Raw genomic sequence first — 13,996 nt, 5'->3', positions numbered from 1 at the left:
CGATTCGTCATCGCACCCCCGAGCGGGCAGCTCCGAACACCGGTCGGCAACCTCCACCCGCACCCGACCAACAGTCCACCGCACGGTGACGACGCAGCGCTCCCCCGTGTGCACCAGCGCATTCGCGATCAACTCGCTCACACACAGCTCGACTTCCTGGAGCCCGTCGCCCGAGAGCGCCACCCCCCAGTCCCGCAGAATCGCCACCACCAGCCGTCTTGCCGCCGGCACGCCATCGACTCCCGACGGCACACCCGACTCCAGCGGAACCGGGAATCGAGCGGTGTTGAGCGGGCTGACGATCATGTTCCACCCCATTGCTCCTCCATCACTACAGATGGGCGGTGGCCGCCGACGAGCGGCAGCGAAAGGGATGCCAATCGCGACTCTCTGCCACGATGACAGCACTGAATGTAGTCACAGAAACTCTGCGAGTCAAGAATCCCTACTACTCGCAGTTCTTCACCGAGTCGTGCGAGACTCATGCAATCCAGGAAGGGGAGAACCATGGGATTCGGCCTTGTTGTGCGCTTCGTCGCTCGCGACGCGGCAGCTGCTCGCGCGTTCGACGAACTGGTAGAAGAGGCGCTCGAAGGGATCCGCTCCAAGGAGCCCGGAACTCTCGTTTACGTCAACCACGTGGTGCCGGACGAGCCAAACGTTCGAATCTTCTACGAGCTGTACGCGGACCGCGAGGCGTTCGACGAGCACGAACGCCAGCCTCACGTCCGCCGGTTCCTGGCCGAACGTGGCCAGTACCTCGAATCGTTCGAGGTCACGTTCCTGAACGAGGTCTCCGGTAAGGGAACGTCCGCCGACCAGGCGGCCCAATGAGTCCGGAAGAGCGGCGGGCCTTCGGCGCTCGCGTCGCCCAGCTCCGCAAGGGCCGCGGCATGAGCCAGGATCAACTCGCGGCAGCCATCAATCGAACCGCCAGTTGGGTCTCGCAGGTCGAACGGGGTGTCCAGCCTGTGGTCCGCCTCGACGTGCTCCAGCTACTGGCAAGCGGTCTCGGCGTTTCGATCCAGGCTCTTCGGCCAGACGCGCCGGGTTCGACCGGCCCAGAATCCGCACCCTCGGATCAGTCCAACGACCTTGATCTGGCCAGACTTTCACTCTCAGGGCATCCCGCCCTCGATGCCCTGCTCGCCGATCGGCCACGGGAAGGCGCTCCCGACTTGGCCCAGCTGGCTGCGGACGTCGAACAGCTCTGGCAACTGACCCACGACGCACGGTTCGCAGAACTGAGCCTGACCATCACCGAGGTCCTACCGCGGTTGGAACGGGCCGCGCGCACCACTGGTGGCGGAACCTACGAGATCCATCTGCTCCTCAGCCAGGCCTATCAGGCGGTCGCAGCGGCCTTCGTCCGCCAAGACGAGGCCGACGCGGCATGGGTGGCCGCCGATCGGGCTATCCGAGCCGCTGAGCAATCCGGTCAACCGCTACACGTCTTCGCCAGCATCTACCGACTCGCCCATGTGTTTGTCCGGCTACGGCGGCTTGATCAGGCGGATCACACAGCCGGAGGTGCCGTAACCGCCCTGCGAACGCACATGTCGGCGACCAATCCGACACCGGAGACGCTGTCAGTCCTCGGGTCCCTCCATCTGGTTCTCGCGCTGGCCGCCGCCCGCGGCGGCCAGCGCGAGCAGGCGCGGAAGGAGATCGCCAACGCCCGAGAGGTCGCCGCACAACTCGGGGAGGACCGCAACGATTTCAACCTCGAATTCGGCCCGACGAATGTCGAGATTCAGGCCGTCTCGACAGCGATCGACCTCGGCGATGCCGGTGAGGCCCTGGACCTGGGCCAGCGAATCAACGCTGAACATCTGTCTCCGGAACGGAGATCCAGGCTTCTGATCGACCTCGGAAGAGCTCACGCCCAAAGGCGCCACGTCGGAGAGGCCATCGACTGCCTGCTCCAGGCCGAAGAGCTGGCGCCAGAGAGCATCCGAACACACGTAGCAGCTCGCGCGACGATCCGCGAACTCATCCTCGTCGCGGGCCGGAGCGCACCATCGGAGCTGGTGAAGTTGGCCAAACGCGCAAACGCCACGGGGTGATGAGGGTGCGCATCGGGATCACGGGGCATCGGGGGCTGACGGCCGTCATCGAGGTGCAGGTGCGACGGCTGCTCGAAAGCGCTCTTGCAGGCGAGGATCCGACCTACCTCACCGTCGTGTCCTGCATCGCGGACGGGCCGGACTCGTGGCTGGCGACGATCGGGCTCGCCCAGGGCGCCCGGCTGGAGGTCGTCATCCCGGCGGATCGGTACCGAGACGGCCTGCCGGAGTGGCACCACCCGTCCTACGACCGACTGTTGGGCTCCGCCACCGCCATCCACCGGACTGGGCACGTGGAGTCCACCGAAGCCTCACACATGGCGGGCAGCGAACTCCTGGTCCAGCAGGTCGACCGACTCCTCGCCGTCTGGGACGGCCTGCCGGCCCGCGGCTTCGGCGGGACGGCAGACGTCGTCACGTACGCCCGGCAACACGGCGTCCCGGTCGACGTGCTGTGGCCCCAGGGGGCGCGCCGGTAGCCCCGGCAGGCACCGTCAGGCGCGCTCAACCGCACCGTCAAGCCGGGCGCGCCGCCGCGACCGCATCGGTGTACAGCTCGGTGGTCAAGTCATCTTCTCCGATGCCGAGTTCGTTCAGCACTGTCCTCACCAGGGTGAGAGCCGACGCGAGATCGATCTCCGTGGCAGCCTCCGTCTCGACCTCGATGAACGTGGCATCGTCCAGCTCGGGGACGCGAACGAGTGTGGCAAGCAGGGTCCGCCCATCGCGCCGGAAGCTGTAGTTGCGGCACCGTTTCTCGAACGCGATGCGCGGGGTGAAGCCCAGGCCTCGAACGATCTCGTGCACGGCCTCGGCATCCTCGACCCTCGTCTCGGCCTCCGGCTTCGAGCCGGAGGCCTCGTCCACCCGGGCGCCCTTGTAGGTGAGGACCGTGCGCGTGTCGTCAGAGCTGTGCACCGTGCGGATCCGCAGCTCACGGTCGGCGCCCATCAGGCTGCCGTCCGGCGCGTCGTAATAGGTGTCCCGGTAGACCTCGGCGCGGCCGACGCCGTGACGGTCCTCCAACTGCTTGAGCACGCCTTCCGGGTCGCGCACGACAGCCTTGAGCTCCGCTTCGATCGCCATCCTGTTCCCTCCGTCAGATCACGCGCTCAGCGCTGTCCACCATGACCTCGAATTGCCGGAGCCAGCCCCGATAGAGGGGGCCGTGCGGGGTGGGCAGCACCTTATAGGTTGCCGACTCATGCCCCTCCCAATCCGCATCGAAAGCCCCGACATAGAGGGTCCGGTCCAGCCTGATGATCCGCCACACTGGCACCGTGCTGTACTGATAGACCTCGACGTGACCGCACTCGGCAAGCTCCCGTAGCCTGGCCTTCGCCAGCCGGATACCACCCGCGATCGATTCGGCGGATTCCCCGATCTCGGCGGCACGCCGCTGCGCCGCCGGAGAATCCGGGTCGAGGAGCAGCACCCGTAGGCGCGGGGCGGGATCCCCGTCACGATCCATGTGCCGGCGCAACAGCGAGTCACGCAAGCCGAGGAGACCGAGGCCGCGCACGGCGAGGACGTCCAGCTCGGATGCCGACCTTGCCGCTCGCTGGATCTCGACGGCGGCCGCCGCCTGGTCGCTGTAGACACGCACGATCTCAGGGAACGCCGCCAAGTAGAAGGCGGATCCGGGCGCGCGTCGGCCGTCCGAGCGCGGCGCCAGCCCGATCAGACGTCGCGCATCGTCGGGGAGGTTCAGCCCGTCCGCAATGCGCTCGAAGACGTCCAGCTTCGTGATGAGCCGACGCCCGTTGATGATCTCGTTCACGCGGCCTTGGGTCATCCCCACCTGCACAGCCAACCGGGCCTGGCTGGCTCCGCTGTGATGCTGCACGTACCGGAAGATGGCGGCCACATCGCGGCCCCTCAGCGCACGGCGCACCTCCTCGTTCTGCCAGGCGAGGTCAGTCAGTCTGATCGGTTCGAGTGCGGTACCCACGAGGCGCGTCCCTTGTCGGTCGATCCATCCCACAGCGAGATCACCGTCTGTATATTGGCATTGACGGTCAGTCACACAACTCTGGATGTTACTGGCCCCGCTTCGCCGCCAACTCCAACGCCACGAGAACGAGCGAGGCAGACCGAGGCATGTTGTCCATCCGATTCGTTCAACGACAAAACATGGGAGTCAAGTTGAGCTCCACTACCAATCTCCGCCCCATTGCCCCGTGGGACTTCGCGCGCTTGGTGCCCCTGCGTAACGGCGAGCCGTCGCGGTGGCAGTACGTGGGCTTGGACCCGAGGACGCAGACCGGCCGATGGGCCGGCGAGGACGGGCAGATGTCCCCCGTCGAACTCGGCAAGCACGGCACCTCTGTGAACACCTACCCGCCCACCCAGCAGGGCAAGGACGGCAAGGTGGACGGCGACTCCGGCCACGACGCGTCGCAGGACTGAGGAGTAGGGCCATGGACGGACGCCCGGTGCTGGTCTCCACCGAATACGAGGACCCGACGGCCGATCTCGTCATCGCGGAGCTGAACCGGCGCCGGGTGCCCGTTCTGCGGCTGGACCCCGGCAAGGACCTTCCCGGCCCCGTCGCCCTCGCGGCCCGACTCGGCACCGACGGGCTGAGTGGCACGCTTCGCGCCGGTGACCGCGCCGTCGGTCTCCACGAGGTGCGTGCGCTCTACCACCGCCGCCCGAGTCCCTATCTCCCGGGCAGCGGCGACCAGGCCGAGCGATTCGCGGCACACGAAACGCGCCGGGGCCTCGGTGGCGTGCTCGCGGCACTGCCGGGCTGCCTCTACCTGAGCCATCCGCAGGCCATCGCCCGAGCCGAGTACAAGCCGGAACAACTCACCATCGCCGCCGGACTCGGACTGCGGGTGCCCGAGACCCTGATCACCAACGATCCCACTGTGGCGAGATCGTTCGCGTCTGGGCAACCGACCATCTACAAGCCGCTGCATGCCGGCCCGTATCACGTCGAAGGTGAGCCTGCGGGCATCTGGGCAGCGGTGGTGGACCCCGCGAGCATCGATGATCGGCTGATTGATTGCCCACACCTCTTCCAGGCACAAGTGCCGAAGGTAGGAGACGTCCGGGCAGTGGTCGTGGGTGATCGGGTGTTCTGTGCTCTGATCAAGGCCCCGGAAGGCGTGGTGGACTGGCGCAGCGAGTACCGCGCCCTGACCTACGAAGCGGTCGAATGCCCCGAGCCGATCCGGGCGGCCCTACTGCTCTACCGTCGCGAATTCGGTCTGAATTTCGGCGCGTTCGACTTCGCGGTGACCACCGAGAACGAGTGGTGGTTTCTGGAGTGCAACCCCAACGGCCAGTGGGCGTGGCTCGAACACGCGGCACAGCTTCCCATCACGACCGCGATTGCCGACCTTCTGGAGAACGGAGAACCCGCGTGACCGACATGACGTCCGAGGCCCTTCGGGCGGGGCTCGTCGCCCAGCTTCAGCGGCAGGGGACGATCCGCAGCCCCGAGTGGGAAGCCGCGATGCTGGCCGTCCCGCGTGAGGCGTTCCTCGCGGGTGGATGGTTCGAGCACGACGGCGGCGGCCGGTACCGGCCCGCCTCGCTCGACGCCTCGCCGGAGCTGATCCGGCGGGTGTACGAGGACGACAGCCTGGTGACTCAACTCGGCGGTGTGGTCTTTCCGTTCCAGCTGGACGGGCGCCTGCTGCTCCCGCCGACTTCCTCATCGACCATGCCGGGCCTCGTGGTCCGCATGCTCGAAGACCTCCGGGTGTCGGCGGGCATGTCGGTGCTCGAAGTGGGCACCGGCACTGGCTACTCCACCGCCCTGCTGACACACGTCCTCGGCGACGAGCAGGTGACCTCCGTCGAGGTCGACGCGGACGTCTCCGGGCGGGCCGCAGCCGCTCTCGGCGGACTCGGTTACTGGCCGAACCTCGTCGTCGGCGATGGACTGGCAGGCCACCGCGCCGATGCACCGTACGACCGTGTGATCGCCACCTGCGGAGTGCGCACCATCCCAGCACAGTGGATCGAGCAAACCAAGCCCGGTGGCGTGATCCTGGCCACTGTGGGCGGCTGGATGAACGCCTCGGAGCTGGCCCGGCTCACCGTCCGGAAAGACGGGACGGCTGTCGGCTCGTTCCTCGGGGGCGAGATCTCGTTCATGTTCGCCCGTCCCCACCAGCCGCCGCCCCTCGGGCTATTGCCCGACCTGGACTCCGGCGAGGATCGCGGCGCCACGTACGGGCCCGAGGTGCTGGACGACTGGACTGCTCGTTTCGTCGCCCAGATCGCCGCGCCTCAAGCCCAGAAGATCGCCCTGCACCGCGACGGCCGGGTCGAGCACGTCCTGCTTGACGTCACGGCCGGGTCCTGGGCGGTGCTCTTCCCGACTGCCGACGGCTGGAGGGTTCGCCAGGGAGGCCCGCACCGACTGTGGGACGACATCGAAAGGCACCTCACGCGCTGGTACGGCGACGAAGCGCCACCGCTGGAGCGCTTCCAGATCACCGTCACGCCGCAGGCACAGACGATCGGGTGGACGACCACCTGACGTCCAGCCCGGTTACTGCGAAAGCCGGGAAGCGGTGAGCCGTGCCCCACCCGTGCGTGGGGCACGGCGTCCGAACGTCCGCTGTCAGGCTTCCAGCAGGCCGTTCTTCACGGTCTGCCAGGCGATGATGAGCCACGGGTTGACCTCGAACCGGAAGAAACCCTTCTCCGGGGCGAGGGTGATCTTCTTGCCGTCCGCTGTGATGCCGGACAGACGGTTCCAGCACGGGTCGAACGCCTCGGGCAGCGCTGGCAGTCCGCCAACTGGGGAGGAAGAGACCAGAACTGGCGATACCGTGGATTCCGCCATCGAGCTGAGCCGGAGGGACGTGGTGGATCGCCGAGGGTTCGTGGCCGCCTCCAGCGCGTACGCGCTTGCGGCGCTGGGCCTACCTGACCCGGACGCCGTCCTACGGCGCGTGCGGCTCAAGTCGGGCGGCAAGGTTCAGGTCGGCCGTGGCGAGGTTGCCGCCATCCGTCAGATGACGAAGTCTCTCGGCGATGCGGCGGCCGAGCTGGGCGGCGGACACGCCCGCCACCTCGCAGTCCGATATCTCCACGACGACGTGGCCCCATGGCTGGACGGTACCTGGACCGAATCCGTCGGCCGGGAGTTGTTCGCGGCCGCCTCTCAGCTCGTCCACCTGGCCGGGTGGATGGCCCAGGACGAGGGCAACCAGGACGCCGCCCAGCAGTACTACGCCCACTCGTTCCGCCTGGCCTCCGAGGCCGGCGACGCCGAACTGGCCGCCACCGCTCTCCGCGGCCTCGCCGTCCAGGCGATCGATCTCGGCTTCCGTCCGACGGCCGTGCGGATAGCGGAAGAATGCGTCGACCAAGCCAAGACACTCAACGGTCCCCGAGCCCTTGCCTACTACCAGGCCACTCTCGCCAACGCCGCAGCTCTCGACGGTGATCGCCGCACCGCCACCGCCGCGCTGTCGGCCTCCCAAACTGCGATCGAACGCGCCACCGACACCCCGGGCGAGTCCTGGGCCTCGCACTACAGCATCGGCCGGTGGGCCCACGAGTCCGGCGTGATCCTCGCCCAACTCGGCGACTACACCGCCGCGCAGGAACACCTCCACCATGCGCTCGACATCCACGGGCTGGACCGACGCCGCACCCGCGCCATTGTCCTCGCCGACCTCGGCACCGTCCGTCTCCGCCAAGACGACCTCGACGGCGCCCTCACATCGTGGAACGACTTCCTCGACTGCGCGGACGGCATCCGCTCCATCAAGGTCCAGGACGCCGTGGAGGACATGCGCGCCCGTCTTTACCGTCTCCGCAACGTACTCGGCGTCGAGGAACTCGATGAGCGCGCCGCAGCACTGGGGTGAACCGGTGACAGATGACCAGCCGAACCCATCGGACAGCCGAGAACAGTGGCAGCGGGTACGAGGCTTTCTGAACGACCACCGCTTCGCGTTGACCGGTCGGCTCCTGGCCGAGAGTGCTCCCCACCACCTGGTCCCCGGAGCGCCTCTGTTGGCGCGTCGGCACTGGATTCCGGAACAGCCGGTGCCCCTGGAGCGCGTCCGGCTGCGTTGGCAGCCGGACGCGCCCTCAGCGCCAGTGGACGGTGGTGAACCCGAGCTGGATCACGTCCGCCCGCACCGGCAAGACGGAACGACCTACCACCATTACGCCGATGCAGTTCGGGATCTCGCCAAGCCCAAGCTGTTCGAGAACCGAAGCTGCTACCGCCTGCTCGACGTTGACGAGTCTGCCGCCGAGCCGACACTGACCTTCGGGCGCGGCCAGTACTTCGACGTGATCAACATCTGCGAGGCAGCAGCGCACGAGTACGCAGCGGCGGTCCTGGCGGGTTCGGACCGGCGCACGCCCTTCCGTACGGCCATCGGCGATCCGACCGACCTCGCGCGCCGCCCCGTCATGGCGGCCACCAGCACCCTGGTGATCCGGCACGATCGCCGAACCGGCGAGGCCGAGTTCGTGTTGCACTGGCGCGACCCCGGGAAGGTGGCCAGTGGCGGGGGCCTCTACCAGGTGATGCCGGTCGGGATGTTCCAGGCCTCGCACGACGCGCCGTGGAACGAGGCCAACGACTTCGACCTGTGGCGCTCCATCCTGCGGGAACTGAGCGAGGAACTGCTCGGCGACACCGAGGACTACGGCAGCGACAAGGCGCCCATCGACTACGCCGCCTGGCCGCTCAACAAGACGTTCACCGCTGCGCGCGAGGCCGGCCGACTGCGGGTGTTCTGGCTCGGCCTCGGGATGGACCCACTGACCTATGTCACCGACATGCTCACCGTGGCCGTCTTCGACGCCGAGTTGTTCGATGAGACCTTCCAGCGGATCGTCTCCACGAACGACGAAGGCCGTCGCGTAGTGCTGGAGGACGCGACAGGGCGTTCAACAGGCATTCCGTTCACTGCCGAGCAGGTGGATCGCCTCACCGCCGCAGAACCGATGCAACCCGCCGGTGCGACGCTCCTGCGGCTCGCCTGGAAGCATCGAGGGGCACTGTTGCGGTAACCCGTTGGCAGTGTTCACCGAGCCCCCAGTTCGGAAGCGTCCGCGGCCGAGCACTTTCCGATGGTGTCGAGGTCGTTCCGCTGTGCGTTCGGCCGGGGCGTGCCGCCGGTGTCGTCCCAGGTCAGGAGGAGGGTTCACGGGTCTCCGGCCGTAGCCGGGGCATGGGACATCGCGCGGGCGACGTCCACCGCTTCTGTGTGCCGCGTGGTCTAGTGGGTCTCCAGGGGAGGCCGACTCGGTCGTGGACGGGTGCCGGTGGAGGGGTGGATGTGACGACGGAAGCGGCGGGGAGGACGACGGCCGCGGAGGCGGTTCGCGGCAGCGGAAACAGCAGCGGCAGCGGCGTCCACGGCGGCGTCGGCCCGGGGGTGTTCTGGCGCTACTGGACCGCCTCGACGGTCAGCCGGCTCGGGGACCAGGTGACGGCGGTGGCACTGCCGCTGATCGCCGTGGTCACCCTGCACGCGTCGGCGCTCGATGTCAGCCTGATCACCGGCGCCGCCTACGTCGCCTGGCTGCTGCTCGGGCTGCCGGCCGGCGTCCTGGTCCAGCGTCTGCCGGTGCGCGGCATCCAGGTCGCGATGGACCTGGTCCGCGCGGCCGCCCTGGCCTCGATACCGCTCGCGGCCGCCCTCGGGGTGCTGGGCCTGCCGCAGCTGGTCGTGGTCGCGCTGCTGGTCGGCTTCGCGAACGTCCTCTTCGACGTGGGCAATTCGACCTTCCTGCCCTCCATCGTCGCCGAGGAGCAGCTCACCGCCCGCAACAGCCTGTTCTCCGGCAGCATCGCGGCGACCGACCTGGCGGGGCCGTCCGTGGGTGGCGTGCTGGTGCAACTCGTCGGCGGCACGGCGGCGATGGCGCTGGACGCGGTGAGCTACCTCGCCTCGGCCGTGTTGCTGAGCAGCCTGCCCCGTGCCGAACGCCCTTCCCCGGCCGACGCCATCGGACGTCCCGGCATGCGTGAGCAGATCCGCGAGGGCTGGCGGTTCGTCGCCCGGCATCCGGTGCTCGCGCGGTGCGCCGCGGCCGCCACCGCGGTGAACTTCGTGTTCGGCGGGCTGCTGACGCTCAGCCCCGTCTTCCTGGTCCGTGTCCTCGACGCGCCACCCGCCGTGGTCGGCGCCCTGATGGCCACGGGGGGAATCGGCAGCCTCACGGGCGCCGCCCTCACCCCTCACCTGGCGCCCCGGGCCGGCAGCGGCCCCGCGCTGTGCTGGGCGGCGGTCGTCGCCACCGCCTCCGTGTTCCTGCTCTCCCTGGCCGGGCCCGGCTGGGCCACGCTGCTCTTCGCCGTCGGCAACGCCGGCTTCTCCGGCGGCGTCGTGGTCATCTCCATCGTCGCCCGCACGTACCGTCAGACGCGGACCCCTCCGGAGCTGCTCTCCCGGGTGACGGCCACCGTGCGGTTCGTCTCCTGGGGTGCCGTCCCGGTCGGCGCCCTCGTCGCCGGCGCCGTCGCCTCGGCCTTCGGTCTCCGCACGGCTCTGTTGCTGCTCGCCGTGGCGGGCGTGGCGAGCCCGGCCGTCCTCCTGGCCGGCCCGGTCCGCCGCATGCGGGACCTTCTGTGAGCGTCGACGAGTCGCCGGGAGTGTGAAAGTCCGGGCTCAGCGGCGGACGGCGGCCTGGCGGGTGCGGCGGACGACGCGGTGGAGGCGTTGGACCGCGATGAAGCGGTTCATGTGGTCGCCCAGGGTCAGGCGGTACTTGAGGCGCAGTTGGGGGTTGAGGGCGGCCAGGCGGTCGGGGCCGATGGCGTGGAGGAGGCGGCTGACGTGCCGCTGGTAGACCTCCCAGTAGGCGCGGTCGCCGTCGGGGATGGACCAGAAGAACATCGGGATCTCCTCGACCAGGCAGTTCAGGTCGTAGGCGCGCAGGTGCACGGCGAACTCGGGTTCGGGGCGGGCGATCAGCCACTCGCGGACGAGTTCCATCGAGCGGACCCGGTCGATCAGGCCGCGCGGGTCGGTCTTCTTCTGGGTGATGGACAGGTCGCCGCCCTCGCGGACCCGCCAGTGGTAGATCGGGTCGGCGAGCACGTCGACCCGCTCGGCGAGGAAGTGGTGGGGCACGCTGACCGGGGCGTCCTCGTACAGGATGCCCTCGGGGTAGCGGATGTCCGCGGCGTCGAAGAAGGAGCGCCGGTAGACCTTGTTCCAGGCGGTGCGGTCGGTGACCAGGGCGGGCAGTTCGCTGACGTGGGTGCGCAGCCGGGTCTCGCGGAACGGGCGGCGGTGGGCGTGCGAGGGGGTGAGGCCGGTGGTGCGCAGGCGCATCGCGTTGCCGGCGGCGAAGTCGGATCCGGTCTCGTCCAGCGTGCGGATCATCAGCTCGTACGCGTGCGGCGGCAGGGTGTCGTCGCTGTCCACGAAGGCCAGGTACTCGGTGCCGGGGGTGAGGTGGCGCCAGCCGGTGTTGCGGGCGGCGCCGAGGCCCTTGTTCTCCTGCTGGACGAGGCGGAAGCGCGGGTCCCGGGCGGCGTGGGCCTTGGCGATGACGGGGCCGTCGTCGGTCGAGCCGTCGTCGACCATCACGCACTCGAAGTCCTCGAAGGTCTGGGCCGCGATCGAGTCCAGACACTCCCCGAGGTAGCGCTCGACGTTGTAGATCGGGACTACGAGGGAGAGACGCGGGGCCATCGCACGGCCTTTCGCTCAGGAGCGGACTGGCCGGGTGGCCGTCGACCACCGGGCACCGGCGGTGGCCCGAGCATACGGACCGTGCGCCGCCCTTGGGCGAACAACGGGTTGATTCGGGCCTGTGGATCGGTGCATCAGTCGTGTCCAACGTCAACGAACCCGCGCAAAAAGCCCCTTGGGGTGAAAGGGGAGGACCCCGGACCGCCCGACCGGTCCGGGGCCCTCCGGCTACCTGAATCGGGTCAGGCGCTCTTCACGGCCGCGAAACGGGCCGACACGTCCTGCCAGTTGACGACGTCCCACAGACGGGTGACGTAGTCCGGGCGGACGTTGCGGTACTGGAGGTAGTAGGCGTGCTCCCAGGCGTCGAAGGCCAGCAGCGGGGTGGTGCCCTGGCCGACGTTGCCGTGGTGGTCGTAGACCTGCTCGACGATCAGGCGCTGACCGAGCGGCTCCCAGGAGAGGATGCCCCAACCGGAGCCCTGGACGCCGGTGGTGGCGTTGGTGAGCTGCTTCTTGAAGGCGTCGAAGCTGCCGAAGTGCTCGGTGATCGCGTCGGCCAGCTCGCCCTCGGGGCGGTCGCCGCCCTCGGGCGACAGGTTCTGCCAGAACAGCGAGTGCAGGACGTGGCCCGACAGGTGGAAGGCGAAGGTCTTCTGCAGGCCGACGAGGCCGCCGAACTGCTCCTTGTCGCGGGCCTCGGCCAGCTGCTCCAGGGTGTCGTTGGCGCCCTTGACGTAGGCGGCGTGGTGCTTGGAGTGGTGCAGCTCCAGGATCTCGGCCGACATCGCCCGCTCCAGCGCGGAGTAGTCGTACGGCAGGTCGGGAAGCGAGTAGGTGTCCATCAGGACACGGCCCCTTTCAGCGGGTTGAACGATGACGATCGTGCCGGGACAACACTATTGCGTATGGGTTGCAGGAACGAAGCATGGGCTCCTGCTTATTCCTCACGTCTCGTCGGGCACAATGGTCGCCAGGCCGTGTAATGACCGATGAGGGTGAGTGACCATGACGCAGTCGCCGGTGGTGCTGGGGATCGAGTCCTCCTGCGACGAGACCGGCGCGGGCCTGGTCCGGGGCGGCGTCCTGCTCGGGCAGGCGGTCGCGTCGAGCATGGACGAGCACGCCCGCTACGGCGGGGTGGTGCCCGAGATCGCGGCCCGGGCGCACGTCCACGCGATGGCGCCGGTGGTCCGGGAGGCGCTGGACCGGGCCGGGCTGACGCTGGGGGACGTCGGCGCCGTCGCGGTGACGACCGGTCCGGGACTGTCCGGCGCCCTCCAGGTCGGCGTGGCCGCCGCCAAGGGGTACGCCTTCTCGCTCGGCGTCCCGCTGTACGGGGTGCACCACCTCGCCGGGCACGTCGCCGCCGCGGCCCTCGACGGCGGCCCGCTGCCGGACCCGTGCGTCGTCCTCATCGTCTCCGGCGGGCACACCTCGCTGCTGCTCGTCCGCGACCTCGCGCGGGACCGGATCGTCCATCTCGGCGACACCCTGGACGACGCGGCCGGCGAGTGCTTCGACAAGGTCGCCCGGATCCTGGGCCTCCCCTACCCCGGCGGCCCGGCCGTCGACCGCGCCGCCCGCGAGGGCGACCCGACGGCCGTCCGCCTGCCGCGCCCGCTGACCGGCCCCCGGGACGACCCGTACGCCTTCTCCTTCTCCGGCCTGAAGACCGCCGCCGCCCGCTGGGTCGAGGCGCAACACGAGCCGTACGTCCCCGACGCGGCGGCCGCGTTGCAGGAGGCGGTCGCGGACGTGCTGACCCGCAAGGCGGTGCGGGCCTGCACCGACCACGGGATCGGCACGCTGGTGGTGGTCGGCGGGGTGGCGGCCAACTCCCGGGTGCGGGCGCTGGCCGAGCGGCGGTGCGCGGCCGCCGGGATCACCCTGCGGGTGCCGCCGCTGCGGCTGTGCACCGACAACGGCGCGATGGTGGCGGCGATCGGCGACCTGTTGGTCCGGTCGGGGGCCGAGCCCGCTCCGGCGGACCTGTCGGTGGACCCGTCGGCGCCGCTGGAGTACGCGGCGCTGGCCCCGGTTGCCCGCAAGGCCGCCTGACGACGCGAAGCCTCCTGACGAACCGTCCACTCGGGCGGCGCCCCCCGGCAACGGTTCACGGCAACGGTTCGGTCTCGCCGCGTCGGAACTCCGGTCCAGGGTCTTCCTTTTACCTCACCAAGTGTGCCATTTTACATGTCACACATCAGGCCCGTCCGTGCGCCCCAACACGCACGGCCACCCTCACGGCCCTGGAGGCCCCCACCCCATGCGTCCCTCCCGGATAGCGAA

At 69.2% G+C, this 13,996-nt stretch carries 16 protein-coding genes; 10 read left to right on the top strand and 6 right to left on the bottom strand.

Going from position 1 to position 13,996, the window contains the following annotated elements:
* Positions 1–306, bottom strand: a 306-nt coding sequence (locus J0670_RS12590) for an ATP-binding protein (RefSeq protein ID WP_243436932.1), incomplete at its 3' end; no start/stop codon positions are given.
* A 201-nt stretch (positions 307–507) separates the two neighbouring features.
* Here J0670_RS12590 and J0670_RS12585 point away from each other — a divergent pair.
* From J0670_RS12585 to J0670_RS12575, 3 genes are read left to right on the top strand one after another with little or no spacing between them, the layout of a single operon-like run.
* Positions 508–834 (top strand): putative quinol monooxygenase, encoded by a 327-nt coding sequence (locus J0670_RS12585; RefSeq protein ID WP_207811599.1) that lies wholly within the window; start codon positions 508–510, stop codon positions 832–834.
* The gene (locus J0670_RS12580) at positions 831–2,066 is read left to right on the top strand and encodes a helix-turn-helix transcriptional regulator (RefSeq protein ID WP_207811598.1); all 1,236 of its coding nucleotides are present in this window, start codon (positions 831–833) and stop codon (positions 2,064–2,066) included. The genes J0670_RS12585 and J0670_RS12580 overlap by 4 nt, the downstream gene beginning before the upstream one ends.
* A gap of 5 nt (positions 2,067–2,071) precedes the next feature.
* The gene (locus J0670_RS12575) at positions 2,072–2,545 is read left to right on the top strand and encodes a hypothetical protein (protein ID WP_207811597.1); all 474 of its coding nucleotides are present in this window, start codon (positions 2,072–2,074) and stop codon (positions 2,543–2,545) included.
* A gap of 37 nt (positions 2,546–2,582) precedes the next feature.
* Here the strand turns inward: J0670_RS12575 and cyaB are convergent, their stop codons facing one another.
* Both cyaB and J0670_RS12565 read right to left on the bottom strand, forming a co-directional pair.
* A complete protein-coding gene (gene cyaB / locus J0670_RS12570; protein WP_207811596.1) occupies positions 2,583–3,152 on the bottom strand; it encodes a class IV adenylate cyclase in 570 nt (189 codons plus the stop codon).
* A gap of 13 nt (positions 3,153–3,165) precedes the next feature.
* Entirely contained in the window at positions 3,166–4,017 is an 852-nt protein-coding gene (locus tag J0670_RS12565) for a helix-turn-helix transcriptional regulator (protein WP_207811595.1), read from the bottom strand.
* A gap of 149 nt (positions 4,018–4,166) precedes the next feature.
* On the opposite strand from J0670_RS12565, the gene J0670_RS12560 reads away from it, so the two are divergent.
* The 3 genes from J0670_RS12560 to tgmC are packed head-to-tail and all read left to right on the top strand — an operon-like array spanning position 4,167 to position 6,564.
* Positions 4,167–4,475, top strand: coding sequence for a putative ATP-grasp-modified RiPP (locus J0670_RS12560; RefSeq protein ID WP_307806497.1), 309 nt, complete (start codon positions 4,167–4,169; stop codon positions 4,473–4,475).
* 11 nt (positions 4,476–4,486) lie between these two features.
* Positions 4,487–5,440 (top strand): ATP-grasp ribosomal peptide maturase, encoded by a 954-nt coding sequence (tgmB, locus tag J0670_RS12555; protein ID WP_207811593.1) that lies wholly within the window; start codon positions 4,487–4,489, stop codon positions 5,438–5,440.
* Positions 5,365–6,564, top strand: coding sequence for an ATP-grasp peptide maturase system methyltransferase (gene tgmC / locus J0670_RS12550; RefSeq protein WP_307806496.1), 1,200 nt, complete (start codon positions 5,365–5,367; stop codon positions 6,562–6,564). The genes tgmB and tgmC overlap by 76 nt, the downstream gene beginning before the upstream one ends.
* Before the next feature lie 84 nt (positions 6,565–6,648).
* On the opposite strand, the gene J0670_RS12545 is transcribed toward tgmC, so the two are convergent.
* On the bottom strand, positions 6,649–6,873 hold the full coding sequence (locus tag J0670_RS12545; RefSeq protein WP_207811592.1) for a hypothetical protein: 225 nt from the start codon (positions 6,871–6,873) through the stop codon (positions 6,649–6,651).
* 172 nt (positions 6,874–7,045) lie between these two features.
* On the opposite strand from J0670_RS12545, the gene J0670_RS12540 reads away from it, so the two are divergent.
* The 3 genes from J0670_RS12540 to J0670_RS12530 all read left to right on the top strand — a co-directional run bounded on the left by J0670_RS12540 (position 7,046) and on the right by J0670_RS12530 (position 10,636).
* Complete coding sequence (locus J0670_RS12540) at positions 7,046–7,906, top strand: tetratricopeptide repeat protein (RefSeq protein ID WP_243436930.1); 861 nt, start codon at positions 7,046–7,048, stop codon at positions 7,904–7,906.
* The gene (locus J0670_RS12535; RefSeq protein ID WP_207811590.1) at positions 7,881–9,068 is read left to right on the top strand and encodes an XRE family transcriptional regulator; all 1,188 of its coding nucleotides are present in this window, start codon (positions 7,881–7,883) and stop codon (positions 9,066–9,068) included. The genes J0670_RS12540 and J0670_RS12535 overlap by 26 nt, the downstream gene beginning before the upstream one ends.
* 269 nt (positions 9,069–9,337) lie before the next feature.
* Positions 9,338–10,636, top strand: coding sequence for an MFS transporter (locus J0670_RS12530; RefSeq protein WP_307806495.1), 1,299 nt, complete (start codon positions 9,338–9,340; stop codon positions 10,634–10,636).
* Between the two features lie 36 nt (positions 10,637–10,672).
* On the opposite strand, the gene J0670_RS12525 is transcribed toward J0670_RS12530, so the two are convergent.
* Together J0670_RS12525 and J0670_RS12520 are read right to left on the bottom strand one after the other, a co-directional pair.
* Positions 10,673–11,704, bottom strand: coding sequence for a glycosyltransferase family 2 protein (locus J0670_RS12525; protein ID WP_207811588.1), 1,032 nt, complete (start codon positions 11,702–11,704; stop codon positions 10,673–10,675).
* 242 nt (positions 11,705–11,946) lie between these two features.
* Positions 11,947–12,549, bottom strand: coding sequence for a superoxide dismutase (locus J0670_RS12520; protein ID WP_207811587.1), 603 nt, complete (start codon positions 12,547–12,549; stop codon positions 11,947–11,949).
* A 163-nt stretch (positions 12,550–12,712) separates the two neighbouring features.
* Between J0670_RS12520 and tsaD the strand changes: the two genes are divergently transcribed.
* The gene (gene tsaD / locus J0670_RS12515) at positions 12,713–13,765 is read left to right on the top strand and encodes a tRNA (adenosine(37)-N6)-threonylcarbamoyltransferase complex transferase subunit TsaD (RefSeq protein ID WP_207811586.1); all 1,053 of its coding nucleotides are present in this window, start codon (positions 12,713–12,715) and stop codon (positions 13,763–13,765) included.
* Positions 13,766–13,996: the final 231 nt, after the last annotated feature.

The sequence above is a fragment of the Streptomyces sp. FH025 genome, from assembly GCF_017427025.1.
Lineage (GTDB): Bacteria > Actinomycetota > Actinomycetes > Streptomycetales > Streptomycetaceae > Kitasatospora.
This window is presented reverse-complemented; position numbering and strand designations above follow the sequence as displayed.

Excerpts from the sequence above, each read along its gene's own strand:
- cyaB (WP_207811596.1), bottom strand. The coding sequence starts at position 3,152 with ATGGCGATCGAAGCGGAGCTCAAGGCTGTCGTGCGCGACCCGGAAGGC.
- tsaD (WP_207811586.1), top strand. The coding sequence starts at position 12,713 with ATGACGCAGTCGCCGGTGGTGCTGGGGATCGAGTCCTCCTGCGACGAG.
- J0670_RS12525 (WP_207811588.1), bottom strand. The coding sequence starts at position 11,704 with ATGGCCCCGCGTCTCTCCCTCGTAGTCCCGATCTACAACGTCGAGCGC.
- J0670_RS12540 (WP_243436930.1), top strand. The coding sequence starts at position 7,046 with ATGACGAAGTCTCTCGGCGATGCGGCGGCCGAGCTGGGCGGCGGACAC.
- J0670_RS12520 (WP_207811587.1), bottom strand. The coding sequence starts at position 12,549 with ATGGACACCTACTCGCTTCCCGACCTGCCGTACGACTACTCCGCGCTG.
- J0670_RS12535 (WP_207811590.1), top strand. The coding sequence starts at position 7,881 with ATGAGCGCGCCGCAGCACTGGGGTGAACCGGTGACAGATGACCAGCCG.
- J0670_RS12580 (WP_207811598.1), top strand. The coding sequence starts at position 831 with ATGAGTCCGGAAGAGCGGCGGGCCTTCGGCGCTCGCGTCGCCCAGCTC.
- tgmB (WP_207811593.1), top strand. The coding sequence starts at position 4,487 with ATGGACGGACGCCCGGTGCTGGTCTCCACCGAATACGAGGACCCGACG.
- J0670_RS12585 (WP_207811599.1), top strand. The coding sequence starts at position 508 with ATGGGATTCGGCCTTGTTGTGCGCTTCGTCGCTCGCGACGCGGCAGCT.
- J0670_RS12560 (WP_307806497.1), top strand. The coding sequence starts at position 4,167 with ATGTTGTCCATCCGATTCGTTCAACGACAAAACATGGGAGTCAAGTTG.
- J0670_RS12545 (WP_207811592.1), bottom strand. The coding sequence starts at position 6,873 with ATGGCGGAATCCACGGTATCGCCAGTTCTGGTCTCTTCCTCCCCAGTT.